Raw genomic sequence first — 18711 nt, 5'->3', positions numbered from 1 at the left:
CTTAACAGAAAGGATTACCGGCTCAATGAAAGCTCTTCATTAGTAGTTTATTCAATGCGATAACGTTAATATTTCTAATCTCCTTAAAACAATAAATCATCTACTTTCTAGACTCAACAGCTTTTTATCTAGAAATGCCTTTACATCTTTAGCAAGCTGTATGGATGCTTCAATTTCCAACTTAGTTGTTGAAACACTTTCAATGCTGCATCCGATTGGAATTCCCTTCTCCAGCCCGAACTCAAATAGTTCTTCAAATATTTTTTGAGATAGCTGAATTGATTTATCCAAAATGTCGTTCGAGTATTTCAACTCGTTTTCTAACCATCCCGGGATACTGATCCCCAACCATTTCATAAATTGTAATGTTTTCGCTGTGCCACATGGTGCAAGATTAAATAAAATAGGAACCATTTCAAAACCCTGATTTGTATAGTAATAATATAAATCAGACAATAAATTCTTTGATGCCTCTACATTATAAGTTGCCTGAGTGATAAAAAAGTTGCATCCATTGTTAATCTTTTCGACAACCCGTGTATGCTCATCATTCTTTTTTATATGTCTTTCAGGAATGACAACTCCTCCAAAATTCAAATTACTATTTAACTGTTTGCTTAGCTTATAAGCATCTGGTAAATTTAATTTCACCTCTTGCTTACTTGACGAAGCGCCCACATACACGGAAAATCTGTCTTCACTTTCGTCAGTCTTAATCCAATCCGCGAACGAAGCTCTTGTATCATTACCGACACACCGATAAATTATTTTCGGGACCTCCACTTGTCTTAGATATTTATCACCATAGATAGCCGGATCAATCGTTGGTAAGTATGGGTAAGGTCTTTCATGATCAACTCTTTCTGCTTCCTCCTGGACGTCGTAAAGAATTAAAGCATCTAAATCAACGTTTTTAAGTCTTTCAACCTGTTTCTGTGCAATTTCTGATATCTTTTCTGGTGAATGGCTTGCCTTCGGTGGTGTCATCCCATATGTTAAAATACCAGGTTTCTTGCTCAATATTTTTTGTTTAAATGTGTTCTCTGCGGCTCCCAAATTAAAAACTCCTCTACTCGTCTCTTATAAATTAAGGCTACCATGGCAGGCTTAATATGTATAACTTATATTTACTATATCTAGTTATATCTTAAGGCTATGATTCCCTATTGGAACTTATCGAGTAGTACATCATGGAGGCGGAGCTTCTAGATCTTAATGTTGACAACCATTTGGTCTGACTATAATATTAGAAGTCCTGCCAACCTTAAAGTTGGCGATAAGGGGACCGAAAGGTTCATTCTTATTTAAAAAGGGTGAGTATTATGAATAAAGAAGAATTGATGGAAAGCGCACGTAACACAAAGAAAGCTGCTTATGCCCCTTATTCTAAATTTCCAGTTGGAGCAGCCTTATTACTTAAAGATGGAAATGTTATTAATGGAGTAAATGTAGAAAATGTATCTTTTGGTGCTACTAATTGTGCAGAGAGAACAGCAATCTTCACAGCTATTACAAAGGGCTATACTAAAGGTGATTTTCAGGCTATAGCTGTAGCAGGTGACACAATGGATTTTCTGCCGCCATGCAGTATCTGCAGACAAGTATTATCGGAATTCTGTTTGCCCGACATGCCTGTCTATTTAACCAATGAGAAAAAAGAAATCTTAGAGCTGAGTTTAAGGGATTTATTGCCTTATGCATTCAAAAATTTAGATATGTAAAAATAATTCCTCTCGTAGTGGAATAACAAAAACACGCGTACCTTTGTTAGACAAGTACGCGTGTTTTTTGTGTTAAAAAGCTTAGTCAGAACACAGAGTTCACAGACCAAACATTCCGCGTAAATACGTTGTGACTTACCAAATCGCAATTCCAACCTTATCTTTTTCTTTAAGTACTACCTTTATCATTTCCAAAGCATTTCTTACCCTAAATTCAATAAATTCTTTATCATAGTCTGTATGTAGTTCTATAGTATCTAAATTATCAAGCAAAATAAGGAATTCACTTTCCAGTTTTTCTATTCCTTCATCAAATGCAAAAATATTCGTATTTTTTAAAGAATATATTAACTCACATCCGAGTTCACTAATTAAATCATTTCCCCAGAGAGTTTTTCTGCATGATTCGAAACCAAACAAATTATTATGTGGTGCGGGTACCTGCTCCTCCAAAAAATTAGTATCTACAATTATACTCCCCTTTTGAATTACACTAATTATCAAACTCATATAGTTAAAACCTCTCAATGATTATCTATAATTTTTGATTCTTGTTGCTTTTGTTTCTTATAACATCATCAATAATAAAAAAACAAGCGATCCATTGAGATAAAAGGTTAACACTTCCTCTCGATGATCGCTTGCTTTTAGTAGCTATGCATAGTCACATTTCTAGTTTTCTGTGATGGATCATGAATACTGCAAATTTATGCTACGAAATTCCTTGATAAGCAAGCTTTTTGTCTCATCAAACTTGCGAACCAGACTTAAATGTCACTCAACAAATCTAAAATGAATCAATGAAGTTGAGAAATCCACCATTGGAGTATATACACGCATAATTCACCTAATTTTGTCGAATCTTCATTATAGCTATTTTTATTATTGCTTGTTACTTATTCATCAAATGGGTTCCTTTATTATATAAATGGTGCATATAAATTTTCAGGGGTTGAGTATTGTCTTCATTCTACAAAAAAAGGAATCATTTTGAAGTTTGATCAAAATGATTCCTCTGCCCATTTTAGAAATTCCTCATGAACGTTTATATACCCTCATAGTGACCAGCCAACTAATGACGATGATTCCTGCAAAAAGAAATAGCATATTGCTGTACAAATAGGTGGATTGATCAGCGTTTATAGGAAGCAGCCTTCGATCCAGTAAACTTGTCGATAATAAGCCACCTACAATTGCAATACCCGTCCCTTCTGACAGAAAGCTTGTGAAATTAAGCAAGCTCATCCCAGAACCAGTTTCCTTTTGTTTCAAACTATTCGAAACAATGGTGGATATAACTGTTTTCGTAAAAGAAAGTCCTCCAAAAACAAAAACTAATATAATTGTCATGAGCCATGGTGTTGCTCCCATAAAAAAGCCAGCAATTAAATAGCTGATGGAAAGAAATGCAACCCCAATGGTTAACACAAATAAATGACCTTTCCTATCAACAAGTAATCCTCCAATGTAACCGAAAATAATGACACTGATCGTTCCGGGGAAAATAATCCAACTTCCAATTGCTGCAGTACTTAATTGATAAACATCCTTCATCATATAAGGGACCATAGAGACAAATCCTGCTACAGTACCAAATATAAGTCCTCCACAAATGATTCCTATCATAAATGAAGCATTTTTCCCCAGTGCAGGATCAACAAAAGGGTTAGATACTTTCATAATATGTTTAACAAATATCAGAAAAGAAAGAAAGCTGATGATAAGAAAGGAAATGGTATAAGATGTCGTAAACAGCATGAAAAATACAATACCTATAGACATAAATATAATTCCTACAATATCAAAAGAGCCTTTCATTGTCTCTTCCTTTTTCAATATCTTTATAAGGAAAGGGACAGTGATAATCGTCACAGTTGGAAGAAGCAGTGAATAAGACCAATGGATATAATGAGCAATCATCCCACCGATAGCTGGTCCGACACCTTCTCCCATTGCTATGATGGATCCGATAAGGCCAAACGCTTTACCCCTATTTTTTTTTGGAATATAGCGGGCAACAACAACCATCACAAGTGCTGGAAATGCAGCCGCACCAGCCCCCTGAATAAACCGAGCCAAAATAAGTATGGGAAAGAAAGAATGTCCAATAAACCCAATGACCGATCCGAAGCAATTCACTATAATCCCAAATAGAAGTAGGTTTTTGATGCCCATCTGATCTGATAACTTGCCATATACAGCTGTTCCTATGGAAAAGGTTAATATGAATGCTGTATTTACCCAGTTTGTACTTGCGGGTGCTTTATTAAATTCATTGGCGATATCAGGTAATGAGACGTTCAAAACCATTTCATTTAATACGCTGAAAAAAGAAAGAACACAAAGCCACAATAAAATTTGATTATGGCGAAAAATTGACTGTGAATAAGATGAATTCAATTGCTACCCTCCAAAATGAGGGGCATACGTAGTTTATAGGGTCATTGATACGCTTCCCTCTTTAGATTGTCCCCAGTTATATTTATTGCACTTCATAAATAACTCCTCCTTAATATGTTTCGTATATTTTATCACATATAGTTTCAGGATTGCAGTTTTCACAATATAACAATCTGGCCCTATATGGAATAAGAAAATATTTATTTGTTCCCTCCTGATAGCTTTCTATATAATGAAGCTCTAGTGCGTATATAGCGACTGAAGATAACAAACTAAAGATTATATTTGTTATGTTTGGTTGTATTTGATCGACAAATAAAGCCGTTCACGTAATTTTAATGATTTCTCATTTTCAATGAGTCATTTCTATCAACATTTGCAGCCGTTTTTGCGGCTTTCATGATCCATCACATTTCCCATATAACATTTATTGGCTCTATCGTTTACCCACAACGACTATACCCACAGTTCCCGCAAGTCTTACATCCCTCAATATTAATCAGCGAAGCGCCGCCGCAAGATGGGCAAAGATCACGGGAAGCAGAAGCGTGGTTATGCGCGCCATGTCCACCATGACTATCATCGGTAGATGTTGCCACAGGAACACTCGCTTTCAACTCCGCGTTCAACGCTTCATTGAAATCCTCCAGCTCCAAAGTCGCTGCGATAGGTGCAGGTACATGTTCATCCTGAGTGTTATTCAGCACGTGAGTTTCTAGTGCTTTGGCTACAGCATCAGCAATAGATTCCACGCGGTTCGCACCGAAGCCGATAGCGCCTGATCCGCCGATGCCTTTCAGATGTTTGATCAACAGTTCTACCTTCTCACCATGATCTCCATAACGGAGGAACAAGGAGCAGACACGACCTAGTGCTTCAGCCATCGCGAAGACATCAGAACCTGCTTTACCTACATTCAGGAAGATTTCAGCCGGTGTGCCATCTAGATCATTAATCGTTATATACGCCATACCAAAAGGTGTGTTGATCTTATAAGTTGCGCCGCGCAGAACCTGCGGACGTTTCTTGTATTGTTTATCCAGCTCTTTCGTCGTCACTTGAGGCGCTGGGCTTACCGCTACAACACTTGCTTCAGGAGTGGTTGCAACTTCAACAGCTGGAGCAACCTCTTCTGCTGTATCTTCCTTCTTAGAGGTTTGCAGAACTTGCACATCACGGCTACCATCACGGTAGATCGTAACGCCTTTACAGCCCAAATCGAAGGCCATTTCATATAGCTCAGCCGTCTCTTCTACTGTGAAGTCAGACGGGCAGTTAGCTGTTTTCGAGATGGAGCTATCCACCCAGCGTTGAATTGCTGCTTGCGCACGAATATGATCCTTAGCCGACAAATCCATCGAAGTCACGAAATATTCTGGCAGCTCTTCACCAGGATGAGCTTCAAGCCATTCTTGAGCGATTGGAACGAATTGCTCATCATAACCAAGACGACTTTGACGGAAATATTTGAAGGCGAAATAAGGCTCAATACCTGTTGAAGTGCCTACCATTGTACCTGTGCTACCTGTAGGTGCTTGTGTAATTACTGTAACGTTACGCATGCCATGTTTGCGAATCGCTTCGCCAACCTCTGGATACGCTTCGAGCATATTTTTCATAAAGCCGCTCATTAAATATTTCTCAGTATCAAAAGCTAAGAAGGAACCCTTCTCACCAGCAATCTCTGCGGATGCAAGGTACGCTTCACGAGCCATAAAGCCGTAAAGCTTGTCCAGAAACGCCAAAGATTCCGGGCTACCGTAACGAATGTTCAATTTGATCATCAGTTCAGCAAGACCCATCGTTCCGAGACCCACACGGCGTTCATTTTTTTGATTCGCTTCATTTTCTGGGAAATGATAAGGGGTCTTATCAATGACATTATCCAAGAAACGTACGGAATAACGCGTCGTAGTCGCGAGGTCTTCCCAGTCTACATCATGATTCTTCTCATCGTAGAACTTGGACAGGTTCACAGCGGACAAATTACATACACCCCAGCCTGGCAATCCTTGCTCCCCACATGGGTTCGTACAAATGATCGGATTGAAATACCAGCTGTTGGACATCTGATTGTAGTATTCCATGAACACAACGCCCGGCTCTGCGGATTTCCAAGCGGATTCGATAATAGTGCGCCACACATCACGTGCTTTAACGGTGCGATAATGAATAACGTTTTTGCCCGCAGCCTTCCACTTGTCGAGATCGCCATCCCACACATCGTTATACTCAGGGTCTGTTGTATCAGGAAATACCAAATCCCAATCTAGATTTTCTTTTACAGCTTTCATAAAGCTATTGCTCACACATACTGAAAGGTTCGCATTCGTAACTTGACCCATCGTTTGCTTCACGGTAATGAAGTCTTCCACATCTGGATGCCAGTCATTAATCATGAGCATAAGTGCACCACGGCGGCTACCGCCTTGTTCAATTAGTCCAGTGGTATAGCTAAACAGACCGCCCCAAGATACAGAACCACTAGAAGAACCATTAACACCTCTCACAATTGCACGGCGTGGACGTAGAGAGGATAGGTTAATCCCTACACCGCCACCACGAGCCATAATTTCTGTCATTTCAGCCAACGTCTGCATAATGCCGCCACGGCTATCTTTTGGAGAAGGAATTACATAACAGTTGAACAGGGTTAGTTCTTCACTAGCACCTGCACCAGCCGCAATTCGTCCGCCTGGTACGAGCTTCCAATCATCCAGAATCGAACGAAATTTACCTGCCCATTCTTCTTGAAGCTCAGGTGTCTTCTCCACAGAAGCCATAGCTGTGGATAGACGATCCCACATTTCCTCTGGTGTTTTTTCTATATTAAGCGTCAGCTTCTCCACATCTGATTTCACAAGTTCGCCGCTGCGCGTCTTCACAGTTACAATTCTGCCGCTACGTTCTACGATCTCTCCGACTTCCTTCGTTGGAAACTTCGGATCATCTTTTGTTAGAACGAGTACAACATCGCCTACCTTAGCATTATTGCTGTCGGCATCCTTCCAAGCATAACGATCCAAAAATATCTTTTCACTTAGCCCTTCCAGGCGTTGCTTACGTTCCACTTTACCCAATAGAAAAACCTCCCGCAATGTAGTAAATATCAGTTCCAGTTCAAGGTGTGGGCTTACGTTTGTGACCCACAACAAAAACTTCCTTACACTTATCTTCCGCCTTACCGGTGTATGTAGGAAGTTCATCTTGTCAATAACAAATACCAGCTACGCACTTTAAAAAAACCACATTTTCATGCTTTTGTCACAATATATTGTGTGCGTCAACTTTTAAACTATACCACATATTGTATCGAAGGTCTTTTTCGAAAATAGAGTCAAGCAGCTGAAATATCGTAAACCTTGCCGAGTTTTCTCGCTTTTACTCTCTTTTTTAAAGGCTATCAAGAAAAATAGAAGGTTATGAATTCTCTTGTTTAAGAGCATACTACTCCTACGAAAGATGATATGAATTAGCACCTGAGGAGGCTGTACCATGACGCAATTATTCCGTAATTCTCTACCTCACAAAGGTGGAAAGTCAGCGCCTATACTGCCTGTTCCTCTTTCTTTTGACCGAAATTGGCTACAGGATCTAGAACTTAAACTGGAGAAAGGCGGTCCGTGGGGAGACTTCCGTCTGTCTAAACTTGCCGTACAAGGTGAACAAACAGGTCTAGTAACAAGCTTCGATGAGCTGCAATGCATGAAGCATTTATCGGGATTATCCCCGCTTCCTCATCAGCTCGATACCGCGCATAAGGTTCTGTTTGAAATGTCAGGTCGCGCGATTCTTGCAGACGAGGTTGGACTAGGAAAGACGATTGAAGCAGGACTTGTACTCAAGGAATATCTTGTACGCGGTCTCGTCTCTAAAGTGCTTATTCTGGTACCCGCTTCCCTCGTATTGCAGTGGGTCCGCGAGCTGAATGCCAAGTTTGGCATCTCTGCTGTTGCACAGAAAAAAGCATATTCCTGGGGAAATGCGATTGTCGTCGCATCTATGGACACCGCGAAACGCGATCCACATAAAGAAATGCTGCTGGAAAATGAATATGACATGTTGATTATTGACGAAGCCCACAAGCTGAAGAATAAGAAATCAACCAATTATTTATTTGTACAGCAATTACGCAAAAAATATTGCCTGCTCCTAACCGCCACTCCCGTTCAGAATGATCTGGGCGAGCTATTTAATTTGATCACTTTACTGAAACCGGGGCAACTTGGAAATCAGGGTGATTTCGCTTCGAATTTCGTCGTTGATAAACGCCAACCTAAGAATGAAGGTCAGCTACGGGACGAACTATCGAAGGTGATGATCCGCAATCGGCGTGGCGAAGGTCCAGTTAACTTTACGAAACGAAAAGTCCGTAATATTCCGCTAGTTCTTTCACAGGAAGAGAGAGTATTATATGACGCTGTCACTTCTTTTGTGAAAGATCAGTATCAGGAATCAGGCGGCAATCTTAGCAGCATGCTTTCCTTGGTAACGCTTCAGCGCGAGGTATGCAGCAGTCGAGATGCTGTGTTCATCACTTTAGTTAATCTGATCAAGAAGTTGCCCGCCGATTCGCCGAAACGCGATCGGATGATGGAGCTATTGCAGACACTTCGTACGGTTAAGACCAATACCAAAGCCGAAACAACACTATCTCTCATTCAAGAAATGAATGAAAAAGTCATTGTCTTTACGGAGTATCGTGCGACTCAAGAATATTTGCTTCAGTATTTCCGCGAACATGGGCTAATGTGTGTTTCTTATTCCGGCGGGATGAATCGCGGCAAAAAAGATTGGATGATGGATCTCTTCCGCGGTCGTGCTCAAGTAATGATCGCTACTGAGGCGGGTGGTGAGGGCATTAACCTGCAGTTCTGTCACCATATGATCAACTTCGATCTGCCTTGGAATCCCATGAGAGTAGAACAGCGGATTGGGCGGGTACATCGGTTAGGTCAGGAAAATGACGTGGTTATCTATAATTTGTCCACGCAGGGCACGATTGAAGAACATATTCTGCATCTGCTACACGAGAAGATCAATATGTTCGAAATGGTCATTGGCGGGCTGGATGTGATTCTGGAGCGATTTGAGAAGAAAGAATCTCTGGAGAAAAGCTTATACAAAATCATGCTCGAATCCCGCTCCGATGAAGAACTGCGTAATGAGCTAGATCATATCGGTGAATCCCTCAGCGAGTTAACTCAGGGTATCAAAAAAGAAAGTGAGACTGCGACATGACCCTCACCTCACAGGAAGTACGTAAACATGTTATGGACTATTTGGAAGCAACAGAATGCTCCATTATTGAAGTATCGCCCATTCACGTAACTGTAAAGCTATCGCCAAGAGCTGACAGAATGCTTACAGATCGACCTTATTATTGGGGGTTCGTGGAGCGTACTGGAGTTGATCCAGAGACACTCTCTTTCACCTTTGTATTCGATCCGGAAAAATACGACAGCCAAGCAGCTATAGAAGTTCCGCCAACAGTAAATCGCAGCACCCTGGCATTAAAACCGTCAATTACCGGAGACCCAGTGATGAGTGCTACTGCTGATGTTGAGGCTAGCACAGATCTTTTAAATTCAGAAACATCTGAATCAAATGTGGTTCATGTCCCTTCCTCAAATCCTGAAGACAGTATCCTTGCCCGCTACTTCGGGATTGTACCGGCACTGCCTCGAATTGGACCTGGCATGATAAGACGTGAAGATATCATTTATGGTAGCAAGCGCCTTCAGCAAATTTGGAGTGCAGCTCAAGATGAAGGGAAATGCCTTTACTTATTTGAGGACCCCGGTAGCAGGCAGCGGAATACACTTTTCTCTGCAGCCTATGAACCGTGGCTCGGTGTCTGTTATAAAGTCGAAATGAGCTGTGATTTGAAACGGGAAGAACTGCATTATCTTGGAATATCTCTGACAAAAGGGACCATTATTGATGACTTTAACGCAAAGATATCCTCGCGGGAGATGACCCCCCGTTTACCGGAAAACGTGCATATTCAGCCTTATGAATTAACAGTTACAGCCGCTACAGATTTATTAGAGGCTCATCTTACCTCTCATCTAGCCGAACTTGATTACTCTTGGGCAGAACAGGCACGTGAGCGTCTTAGAATCGAGCTGGCTATCATTGATATTTATTACGGAGAACTGCTGAAAGAGCCGGATGAAGAAAAACGTTTAGGTACTCAGGAGCAATATAACCGTCGTCGACAGGAGACCATTTGGCAATATGAGCCGCAAATTGCAGTTTCTGCGATAACCTATGGACTGTTTCATCTACGAAGTCTATAGAATGCGACCCTACTCGCTAAAAGCAGGCAAAAAAACAAGAGAACTTCCGCCTTCAGGCGCGACAGCAAGCAACAGCCTTTTTATAGCCTGTCCACTACAATAGAGTAAAGCTTAAAACTTCCTGACATTTATTAACAAAGAAAGGTGAACGACGCCATGAAAATAAGTTTGCGGCGGAGGCTACAACTTGCGGGTCAAGGATGCCTCCTCCTGCTTCTAAGCTTTGGACTGTTTATATCCAGTTCCGGTTCCCCTTCAGCGCTTGCGCTGGCCAGAGTGAGTGTGATCCAGTCGGTCACACAGGACGCAATCCCTGTGCTAAAGATGAGTTCTTTACCTTCTCCCACTACGGTCCAAGAATTCGCTAAGACTACGCTGAACAAGCTCGCTGCAGAAGCTCCATTTACAGCCTGGAAGGATGCAGGGTTAGATTATTATCCCCTTGGTCCAGGTACTCATGGCTGGCTTGTTAATGTAATGAAGGGCGAAGAGAGGATCGGATATATGATCATTTCCGCCACCGATACAGGCGGATATATGCTAAGTGAATATGGAGCCGGCACTTACGGACTCCCCTACAGTTTAAATGATCTGCGCCAGTTTTTGGTGCAGAAGGGTCTCATTACATCATCTTTTTCAGGAAAAATAAAACTGACTGCTTTATATGCACCACTTCTGCCGGTCTGGAAAATAACGATTGACGAAAAGACGTTTTACATCAACGCTTCCGTGCCACAAATTTTACCTTGGACACTTAGCAAAGCGGAAGAAGTGCTTAAAGAACAGCCTCCAGCAACAGATGTAATCACTAATCTTAATCCTGACGTATCACCGCTATCGGCCTTCAATAGTGGAGGATCAGATGATCCTTATGAAGATATCCTATGGCTGACCGCTCCTAAACTCACCACTGTAAGCGGCGACAATATTGCGCTTCTAATCAAACCTAAGGAAAGCATCGCTTATCAAGCTGCTGGGCGAAATGACCTTGTCGGGGCACCTTTTATGATTACAGGCTATCAAAGTTGGCAGCCTTCTCATGTACAAAATCAAACTGAGAACAACAAACTTACCATATACGCGGCGTCAGGCCCTGAAGGAAAACGATATTTACCACTCGCTGCATTACAGAAAAATGGGACACTGCATAAGCTGCCAGACAGAACTACCAAAGCACTCGGATATAATCGTTAATATAACAAATGCAAATAACCTTCCACTGCCACCCATGAACAAAGGCACTGGAAGGTTATTTGCGATTTAACATTTACTCTTTTTTGTCATGATCCCACTTGCTTCGCCAGATTGACCACCCAAGAGGAAGCATGCCAAACCATTTCTGTGACCACGGCTGCTTCGTAGCTGCTCTACGGGCATGTATGGCACGTGGATCCTCAATATATACGACTACCTTCTCCGTTATATACTTTACAAGCTCATCGCCACCGGAAGCCATTGTAACACCCCCTACATTATAAGTGAAATTAATTAATCAGCGTCCATTCCATGCTCTTAGTGTGCACCACTCCAGTTAGATCTAAACTACAGACTTCTGATTTGTCGAATAGGTTTACCTATTAAAGCACAATCTAACAAAGAATCCAGGACACGTTATTCACTTGCAAGGAGGCGTTTCACTTGAACAACTGGAGAAAACCATCCTTTCCCAGAGCAGCAGCTGCTATATGCGGCTTTCGAATCACTCTAACAACCCTAGGACTATTATTGTTGTTTATGGGGAGCTCCTTTGCCTCTGCAACACCAGAGAAGTCCGTGATGAAGGATGACCGTCAGCATATATTAGGTCATGGACACCGATTGATTCTAATTGATGCAGGACACGGAGGCATCGATGGTGGAACTTCCTACGGAAATATTCTTGAAAAAGATATCACATTAGATATCTCACGTCGATTATTTCTTCTGCTGGGCAGCGATGGCTTTGACGTCGCATTAAACCGCAATGGCGATTATGCCCCTAGTGATGAAAACCGCTGGTTGCGTAGTAAATCTCGCCATCTGCGCGATCTTGCACAGCGTAAAGAGCTTGCCGAGACATTACCTGCTACTGTAGTGGTAAGCATCCATATTAACTGGGCGCCCTCCCCTTCCAAACATGGACCGCTTGTATTGTACCGTCAAGAGGGCCGCAGCTTCATGCTTGCTAAGTCCATTCAGCATCAGCTAAACAATCTTTACGATGTCGAGGCTCATCCAAGACCAGGTAAACCCTTTTATTTACTCAATAAAATAACCGCCACAACGGTTATCGTTGAGGCGGGTTTTGTAAGCAGTCCGACTGACCGCGCAAAGTTATGCACCCCTAAAGGGCAGCAACAAATCGCTGAAGCCATCGCTGATGGTATTGTAGCTTATCTTATGGAAGTTTAAGTTGGGAGCTCCATTTCATCTCGTTTTTAACCAGATCAGAAATCCCTATAAACTCAACATTGTCTTTCATCTGTTCAATACCGCTGCGGATTCCTGCGGCGGTCTCTTTCCCAAATACGCCAACATGACCAATGGTTACACAAAATCGTTGATCCTTCGCTAAGTCTTTGACGAGACCCATTTGTTTCAGAACATGACTTGCTGTATGTGTGTCATCTAAAAAAATATGGTTCTCAACGCGTGGTAACCCCATTCGATAAGCCATATTTCCAGCAACGGAACGGTAGTTGGTCTTGCTGTCTACAAAAAACAATCCCCGTTCTTTGCATACAGATAAGATCACCGCCATAATCCGCTCGTCCCCGGTAATTTTCGAGCCCATGTGGTTATTTATCCCGATCGCATAAGGAACATTATCGAGAGCTGCCTCAACCTTTTGTCGCACTTCCTCATCGGACATTTTGGCCAATATGGCTCCTGGTCCAAGCCATTTAGGATTACCTTGACGCGGCTCCATCGGCAAATGTACCAGGACATCATCACCACGTTCATGCGCGCGGGTAGCATCCTTCACGGATGTAGGCAAAAAAGGCATGACGGCTACAGTAAGCTTTATCGGTAATGAGAACATTTCATCTGTCCCCTTCATGCCATTGCCGAAGTCGTCAATGATGATAGCGACCTTATCACGTTTAGGTGCACTCTCTTCATGCTGCGTATTTGTAACGTTGTCTTTAGACGTGGCAGCAGAGACAGCCGGCGTCGCCGGAATAATTGTGGTAATCATTACAGCAGCAACAGCAATCCAATGTAGTAAGTAACGTTTAACCTTTCGACTGTCCTTCATCAAGAGGAACGCCTCCTTCGTCTTAAACAATTGTTCTCATTGTTTGGTTCACGAAGGTTAAATATGTACGAGGAGGGTTCGCAATAATTTACAATCGAGCTGTTGCTATTGTCCGCGCTTGTCTGCGGCAAGAATTGCTTCCAGCACATCCACAGGTTGAACTTCAAATGGCATATTCTTCATCGGACTATCCTGGGAGCAGCTGGCCTCTGCCACCACCATTAATTTATCGGTATCACTATCGGTAATCCCAAGCTCCTTAAGGGTAACGGGAAGTCCGATTCTTTTGCAGAAATCAATGACTTGAGCAATCTCTTCGTCAGAAGCCTTCTCCAAGAACAACTGCACAATTGTAGCAAAAGCAACCTTCTCACCGTGTAGAACATTCCTGCATCCCTCATGCAGTGTCAGTCCGTTATGAATGGCATGGGCTGCCGCAAGCCCGCCACTCTCAAATCCGACGCCGCTCAAGTAAATATTAGCTTCAACAATATGTTCCACTGCAGACGAGGTGATTCCTTGCTTAACATCTTGCAATGCTGATTCGCCCTCAGCGAGAAGTGTGTCCAGACAAGCACGTGCTAAAGAGAACGCTGCAATTGTGCTTGTCCCACCTGCATGAGTAATCGCCCCTGATTGCCGGCAAGCCCTTGCTTCGAAAAAGGTGGATAAGGCATCCCCCATTCCAGCAACCAGTAATCTTGCAGGAGCTTTAGCAATAATGTCTAAATCTGCGATGACCATGTCGGGATTTCTTTTTAAGGGGAGATAGCAATCAAAGTCACCCGCATCCGTATACAAAACTGATATTGCGCTGCAAGGTGCATCCGTTGAGGCCACTGTGGGAACAATAACTACAGGGAGCTCCGACATATAGCTTACTGCTTTTGCTGTATCCAGCGTCTTGCCACCACCGATTCCTAAGACGACTTCAACGTCCTTCAGACTAAGTTCTAACACCATCTCATCCACCTGAGTGCGGCTGCATTCGCCCTTGAATTCGCACAGCATAAGAGGAATATTGTTGATTTCAAAGCTGTGCAAGATATCCGCCTTGTACATGGAATAAATAAAAGGATCTATAATCGCATAAGCTCTTTTCGCGCCTAGCTTCAAACAATAATCTCCCAGCTTAAGAATCTCTCCATGTCCCTGTATATATTTTGTCGGCGAGCATATCATCTGTGTCATGGTTTCACTCCTCCTTTTTTGTATATCCTTTTATTCTAAGGAGTGTTGCTTCAGACTGGCTATTAAAAAAGATGCTAAAGGATCTGGTCTTAAATAAATCCGCCGTTTACACGAATCGTCTGGCCCGTAATCCACTGTGATTCCTTACTGGCTAGAAACAACACCACACTTGATATATCCTCAGGCTCACCCAAGCGTCCAAAAGAATTCATATTCCCTACATTAGCAATTTCTTCAGCAGTCTTCCCAACGGTAAAAAGCTCCGTATTCACAGGACCGGGCGAAACCGCATTAATGGTGATTCCTTTCCGTCCGAATTCTTTTGCCAACTGACGAGTGAATTGTTCCACTGCACCTTTTGTCCCCGCATAAACACTGTAGGTTGGAAACATCTGACCTGTAACTGATGTTGAGAAATTTATAATCCGTCCGTTCTCACTCATATGTTTAGCAGCTTGCTGGCAAGCAAAGAAGGTACCCTTCACATTGATGGCAAACTGTTTGTCGAAGTCTTCCTCTGTCATACTCGCAATCGGCTTTGTGATCATAACGCCTGCGTTATTAACAAGAATATCAATTTGTCCATAAGCCTCTAGTGTAGTTTGGAATAAGTGTTCTAGCTCTCGCACTTGGCTGATATCCGCTTGTACAGCAATTGCTTCTTCACCCTTTTGCTTAATTTCGTTCACAACTTCCTCTGCCTTGCCTGGACTATTTGCATAATTAACAACTACCTTCGCACCATGTAAAGCCAAGTTCTCAGCAATTTCCCGTCCCATACCTCTCGAGGCACCTGTTACCAAAGCTACTCTTCCAGCTAAATGATGATCCATGATTATTTCCCCCTATTCAATTGCCGTTCTTGTTGGTCTGATTATAATCCGACGGCTAGAAAATGACAAGTGACAATTATTTATTTTTGTCATTATCCATAAAAATGGGTCTCCCATTAGTTGGTCATGAGCGGAACGTAGGTTTCCGGTTTGACTTCAGGTGTCAAACATTTGATGAATGCCATAGAACACTTGCTCCAGCACATCGTTCTCATAATATAGCACCACCTGCTCTGGCATCAGCGCGCTTCGCAAGCTGTCTTCAAATAATTCTCTGCTTTTGGCGATTTGTCCGCCAAGAACAAGTTTGTCGGGCTGAAAGGCAGCGAAATAAGGACGCAGCATGAGACCAAGCCGCTGGCCGTATATCTCCCATACCTGGATGGCAGAGGGATCACCTGATTGGGCAGCTAAAGCCAGATTCTCCACACTATCATCGCATGAACGAGCATGAAGGCTATCTGCCAACGACAAAATGCCTCTGCTACCTAACACATCATCAACTCGTTCTTCGTTAAATGTTTCTTCATATAGCATGCCTGAGGACGGTATGCCTGATCTGCCTGAGACCACCTTTTGCTTCTCTATAAAAGTGGACCCGAGCCCTGTTCCCAGCGTAAGGCATATCATTTTGTCCTCAGGAAACAATCTGCTGACGCCAAGGGAGAACATAACAGCATCATTGCCCAGCCGGATAGGTGCCGCTGCTAGCTCAGAGAACCATGGCAAAGCAGAATTTAGCGCTGAGCGCCGAGTTAATTCATCCCGCAGCAGTGCTTTCAAATTAAGGCCGTAAATGGAATCATATTTATTCAGTCCCTGAATACGCGAAATACCTGACTCATATTCAAAGGGTCCCGGAAAGGCAAGTCCGATAACAAACCCTGCTGGAGCTGGATGCTCTTTGATACCTAGCTGCGCTTTATAGGCGGTTGACAGTTCCAGAATAAGATCTACAAGGCCGCCAACGATTTGTTCCGGGGTCCCATTTGAATGCGATGGTCGAATGAAAGAAACCCCGGGCATGAGAATGCCGTTCTTTAGGACACCAGCCTTCAAAAACGTTCCTCCAGCATCAATAGCAAGGGTCGTCATTAAGCCGGTATGCAGCAAGACCCCAGGCTCCATTACACTTCACCATCCTTCCAATGATGGGGCAGCAGAGGAGTATACCAATTTGGAGAAACTTGAGCAACAATTAAGCTGCATGTTGAGTCACCAATGGATTCTATCCGAAATTTCCCTACTGCAGCTGGAACAATGTAAGACTCTGCATATCCCCATTCCACAGCAGCCTCCTCATTGTTCAGCGGCGTAAGGCGAACACGATCGCCATCGACCAGATTGAACATGAAAAACTGACCGTTCGTATCGTCCTGCCATTCACTCTCTAGCTTTAATCTTTTGACCTGGAACAGCAAGTCTTCACGCTCTCCTAGCAATTCCTCAATACTGCTGCCCTGTACGCGGGAAATGACAGGAGATCGCACCAAATGCTCATTAACATAACGCGTGTCGATGCTGTCATTCATATTGCAGCTTGCATGGTCGCGGTTAATGGGCCGCGGCGAGCCATCTTTGTCCAGACGCAGGTGATCGTAGATCTTGAAGGTGAACCACCAGGTTGTAGATGAGATTTCCAGAACGAGGTTGCCTTTGCTCGAGAAATGAACAGCTCCTGGCGGAATAAGGAACAAATCTCCTTTGTGAGCATCCAGCACATTCACATATTGTTCGACAGCGAGCGGCATCCCGGTAGCATGGGCGTTATCCACCGCTTCCAGCAAATGCTCTCCGTTTATTCCTTCGGTAAAACCAAGTGCAACAAAGGGAGCCGCTCCTTCCTCTTGCTCCATGATGTAATAGGACTCCTGCTGGGTCATCGTCTCGTTAAAGGTTTCCTCAATATAGGCTTGACGAGGATGAACCTGCAAGGACAGATGATCTCCCCCAATGGTATCCAGATAATCGAAGCGGATCGGAAAGTAATCTCCGAACAGTCGGACATTTCGCTCTCCCATAATTTCCAGCGGATGGGCCGACAGCAGCAGCGGAAACGGTAGCTCCAGCGTGTGGCCGCATACTTCAATCAGCATCGTATTTTCCGGTGCGATCGGCTCAAAGCTCCAAGCACAGTTATCCCACTCTTCCGGCAATTCGCAAAGTTCCTTCAAATACTGCCCCCCCCAAATGCCTGGAGCAAAGAAAGGCTTTACGCGAATCGGCTGCCCCGCCGCTGCTTGCATGATCGTACGCAGCAGAGGAAGTGTAAGGAACGTCGGCTGATCTGGATCATTCATATCCATGTAATAGTCAAAATCATTTAGATAGCGCTTACGGTATTGGTCCCATACCGGCCATTCCAGGAACAATGCTTGTTTATAGGTCTCTACTGGATCTACACATTTCCCCAATTTCAGCGAACCCATCCCTTGCCGGTGAAGCCGCTGCTGATGCTCCCGTGAAATGTCACAAAATATAGATAGTGAGGCGTCCGAAGAGAGGTAGCCTGCGCCTGGTCCATAGGTAATAATCATCATACCGGAGCAATCCCCGCCTAAAGATTCCAAGGATTGCTGAAGGATTTCAGCAACGTCCGACTGCCATTCTGCTTGCGCGTGCGGTCTGAAGTAGTCTTTAAAATCGACATCTGAAGCAATAAATCCAAAGGCGCGGTTATCGGTCAAATAACGGTGAAACGCCGTTAAGAGCTTCGCGCTGCTTTTCATATATCTCATACTATCCAGTTCAATATAAGCAATGTTCTTGTGGCTACATAGTGCATGCAGTTGCTCAAGGATTGTCGTAAATGCGGCACCATGGGTACCGTCAATGGCTAAATGATATGTCTTGGCATTGTGTTGGTTAAAATCGTCCTTTATTAGCCGTAGCCATGCCTCATAGCCCGACCCAATATCGGACTGCACTGCCTCATGGCATTTCAGCCTTACAGGATTAACCGGAACAGAATTAAAAAATCGAACTTTACTTACTTCCATTGCTGCTGCCTCCCAACTCGTAATCAA

Annotated in this window: 16 protein-coding genes; 5 read left to right on the top strand and 11 right to left on the bottom strand. The window is 43.3% G+C overall.

All coding sequences use genetic code 11. The features are described from left to right. Positions 1–96: 96 nt before the first annotated feature. Positions 97–1056 (bottom strand): methylenetetrahydrofolate reductase, encoded by a 960-nt coding sequence (locus ACN6MV_RS11065; RefSeq protein WP_419886353.1) that lies wholly within the window; start codon positions 1054–1056, stop codon positions 97–99. A 266-nt stretch (positions 1057–1322) separates the two neighbouring features. Between ACN6MV_RS11065 and ACN6MV_RS11060 the strand changes: the two genes are divergently transcribed. Next, positions 1323–1721, top strand: coding sequence for a cytidine deaminase (locus tag ACN6MV_RS11060; RefSeq protein WP_036689594.1), 399 nt, complete (start codon positions 1323–1325; stop codon positions 1719–1721). A 135-nt stretch (positions 1722–1856) separates the two neighbouring features. On the opposite strand, the gene ACN6MV_RS11055 is transcribed toward ACN6MV_RS11060, so the two are convergent. From ACN6MV_RS11055 to ACN6MV_RS11040, 4 genes are all read right to left on the bottom strand, one after another. Beyond that, positions 1857–2231 (bottom strand): hypothetical protein, encoded by a 375-nt coding sequence (locus tag ACN6MV_RS11055; protein WP_149644002.1) that lies wholly within the window; start codon positions 2229–2231, stop codon positions 1857–1859. A gap of 525 nt (positions 2232–2756) precedes the next feature. Beyond that, positions 2757–4121, bottom strand: coding sequence for a Tet(L)/Tet(K)/Tet(45) family tetracycline efflux MFS transporter (tet, locus tag ACN6MV_RS11050; protein WP_419886352.1), 1365 nt, complete (start codon positions 4119–4121; stop codon positions 2757–2759). Positions 4122–4154: 33 nt separating this feature from the next. Continuing rightward, positions 4155–4217, bottom strand: a complete 63-nt coding sequence (locus tag ACN6MV_RS11045) for a tetracycline resistance efflux system leader peptide (protein WP_410714733.1) — start codon at positions 4215–4217, stop codon at positions 4155–4157. Positions 4218–4564: 347 nt separating this feature from the next. Then, positions 4565–7201, bottom strand: coding sequence for an adenosylcobalamin-dependent ribonucleoside-diphosphate reductase (locus ACN6MV_RS11040; protein WP_419886351.1), 2637 nt, complete (start codon positions 7199–7201; stop codon positions 4565–4567). 415 nt (positions 7202–7616) lie between these two features. On the opposite strand from ACN6MV_RS11040, the gene ACN6MV_RS11035 reads away from it, so the two are divergent. From ACN6MV_RS11035 to ACN6MV_RS11025, 3 genes are all read left to right on the top strand, one after another. After that, positions 7617–9362 (top strand): DEAD/DEAH box helicase, encoded by a 1746-nt coding sequence (locus ACN6MV_RS11035; RefSeq protein ID WP_419886350.1) that lies wholly within the window; start codon positions 7617–7619, stop codon positions 9360–9362. Next, positions 9359–10423, top strand: a complete 1065-nt coding sequence (locus ACN6MV_RS11030) for a YqhG family protein (RefSeq protein WP_419886349.1) — start codon at positions 9359–9361, stop codon at positions 10421–10423. The genes ACN6MV_RS11035 and ACN6MV_RS11030 overlap by 4 nt, the downstream gene beginning before the upstream one ends. A 156-nt stretch (positions 10424–10579) precedes the next feature. After that, on the top strand, positions 10580–11617 hold the full coding sequence (locus tag ACN6MV_RS11025) for a hypothetical protein (protein ID WP_419886348.1): 1038 nt from the start codon (positions 10580–10582) through the stop codon (positions 11615–11617). A 73-nt stretch (positions 11618–11690) separates the two neighbouring features. On the opposite strand, the gene ACN6MV_RS11020 is transcribed toward ACN6MV_RS11025, so the two are convergent. After that, positions 11691–11879, bottom strand: coding sequence for a YqzE family protein (locus ACN6MV_RS11020; RefSeq protein ID WP_042126425.1), 189 nt, complete (start codon positions 11877–11879; stop codon positions 11691–11693). Positions 11880–12061: 182 nt separating this feature from the next. Between ACN6MV_RS11020 and ACN6MV_RS11015 the strand changes: the two genes are divergently transcribed. Continuing rightward, complete coding sequence (locus ACN6MV_RS11015) at positions 12062–12814, top strand: N-acetylmuramoyl-L-alanine amidase family protein (protein WP_419886347.1); 753 nt, start codon at positions 12062–12064, stop codon at positions 12812–12814. Here ACN6MV_RS11015 and ACN6MV_RS11010 read toward each other — a convergent pair. The 5 genes from ACN6MV_RS11010 to ACN6MV_RS10990 form a co-directional block, all read right to left on the bottom strand. Beyond that, entirely contained in the window at positions 12801–13661 is an 861-nt protein-coding gene (locus tag ACN6MV_RS11010) for a divergent polysaccharide deacetylase family protein (RefSeq protein ID WP_419886346.1), read from the bottom strand. The two genes, ACN6MV_RS11015 and ACN6MV_RS11010, sit on opposite strands and share 14 nt — an antisense overlap. Before the next feature lie 105 nt (positions 13662–13766). Continuing rightward, positions 13767–14852, bottom strand: a complete 1086-nt coding sequence (locus ACN6MV_RS11005) for a glycerol dehydrogenase (protein ID WP_419886345.1) — start codon at positions 14850–14852, stop codon at positions 13767–13769. Positions 14853–14941: 89 nt separating this feature from the next. Beyond that, positions 14942–15685, bottom strand: coding sequence for an SDR family oxidoreductase (locus tag ACN6MV_RS11000; protein ID WP_419886344.1), 744 nt, complete (start codon positions 15683–15685; stop codon positions 14942–14944). Between the two features lie 156 nt (positions 15686–15841). Continuing rightward, positions 15842–16813, bottom strand: coding sequence for an ROK family protein (locus ACN6MV_RS10995; protein ID WP_419886343.1), 972 nt, complete (start codon positions 16811–16813; stop codon positions 15842–15844). Next, positions 16813–18684, bottom strand: coding sequence for a class I mannose-6-phosphate isomerase (locus tag ACN6MV_RS10990; RefSeq protein WP_419886342.1), 1872 nt, complete (start codon positions 18682–18684; stop codon positions 16813–16815). The genes ACN6MV_RS10995 and ACN6MV_RS10990 overlap by 1 nt, the downstream gene beginning before the upstream one ends. Positions 18685–18711: the final 27 nt, after the last annotated feature.

The organism is Paenibacillus sp. B-A-8, from assembly GCF_048572915.1.
In the GTDB taxonomy this organism is placed as follows: domain Bacteria; phylum Bacillota; class Bacilli; order Paenibacillales; family Paenibacillaceae; genus Paenibacillus_AQ.
The sequence above is the reverse complement of the archived record's forward strand: the minus strand, read 5'-3'. Positions and strand labels throughout refer to the sequence as shown.

Bases quoted from the DNA above. Each gene is read 5' to 3' on its own strand.
- ACN6MV_RS11060 (WP_036689594.1), top strand. From the start codon at position 1,323: ATGAATAAAGAAGAATTGATGGAAAGCGCACGTAACACAAAGAAAGCT.
- ACN6MV_RS11055 (WP_149644002.1), bottom strand. From the start codon at position 2,231: ATGAGTTTGATAATTAGTGTAATTCAAAAGGGGAGTATAATTGTAGAT.
- ACN6MV_RS11035 (WP_419886350.1), top strand. From the start codon at position 7,617: ATGACGCAATTATTCCGTAATTCTCTACCTCACAAAGGTGGAAAGTCA.
- ACN6MV_RS11030 (WP_419886349.1), top strand. From the start codon at position 9,359: ATGACCCTCACCTCACAGGAAGTACGTAAACATGTTATGGACTATTTG.
- ACN6MV_RS11025 (WP_419886348.1), top strand. From the start codon at position 10,580: ATGAAAATAAGTTTGCGGCGGAGGCTACAACTTGCGGGTCAAGGATGC.
- ACN6MV_RS11020 (WP_042126425.1), bottom strand. From the start codon at position 11,879: ATGGCTTCCGGTGGCGATGAGCTTGTAAAGTATATAACGGAGAAGGTA.
- ACN6MV_RS11010 (WP_419886346.1), bottom strand. From the start codon at position 13,661: ATGAAGGACAGTCGAAAGGTTAAACGTTACTTACTACATTGGATTGCT.
- ACN6MV_RS11005 (WP_419886345.1), bottom strand. From the start codon at position 14,852: ATGACACAGATGATATGCTCGCCGACAAAATATATACAGGGACATGGA.
- ACN6MV_RS11000 (WP_419886344.1), bottom strand. From the start codon at position 15,685: ATGGATCATCATTTAGCTGGAAGAGTAGCTTTGGTAACAGGTGCCTCG.
- ACN6MV_RS10995 (WP_419886343.1), bottom strand. From the start codon at position 16,813: ATGGAGCCTGGGGTCTTGCTGCATACCGGCTTAATGACGACCCTTGCT.
- ACN6MV_RS10990 (WP_419886342.1), bottom strand. From the start codon at position 18,684: ATGGAAGTAAGTAAAGTTCGATTTTTTAATTCTGTTCCGGTTAATCCT.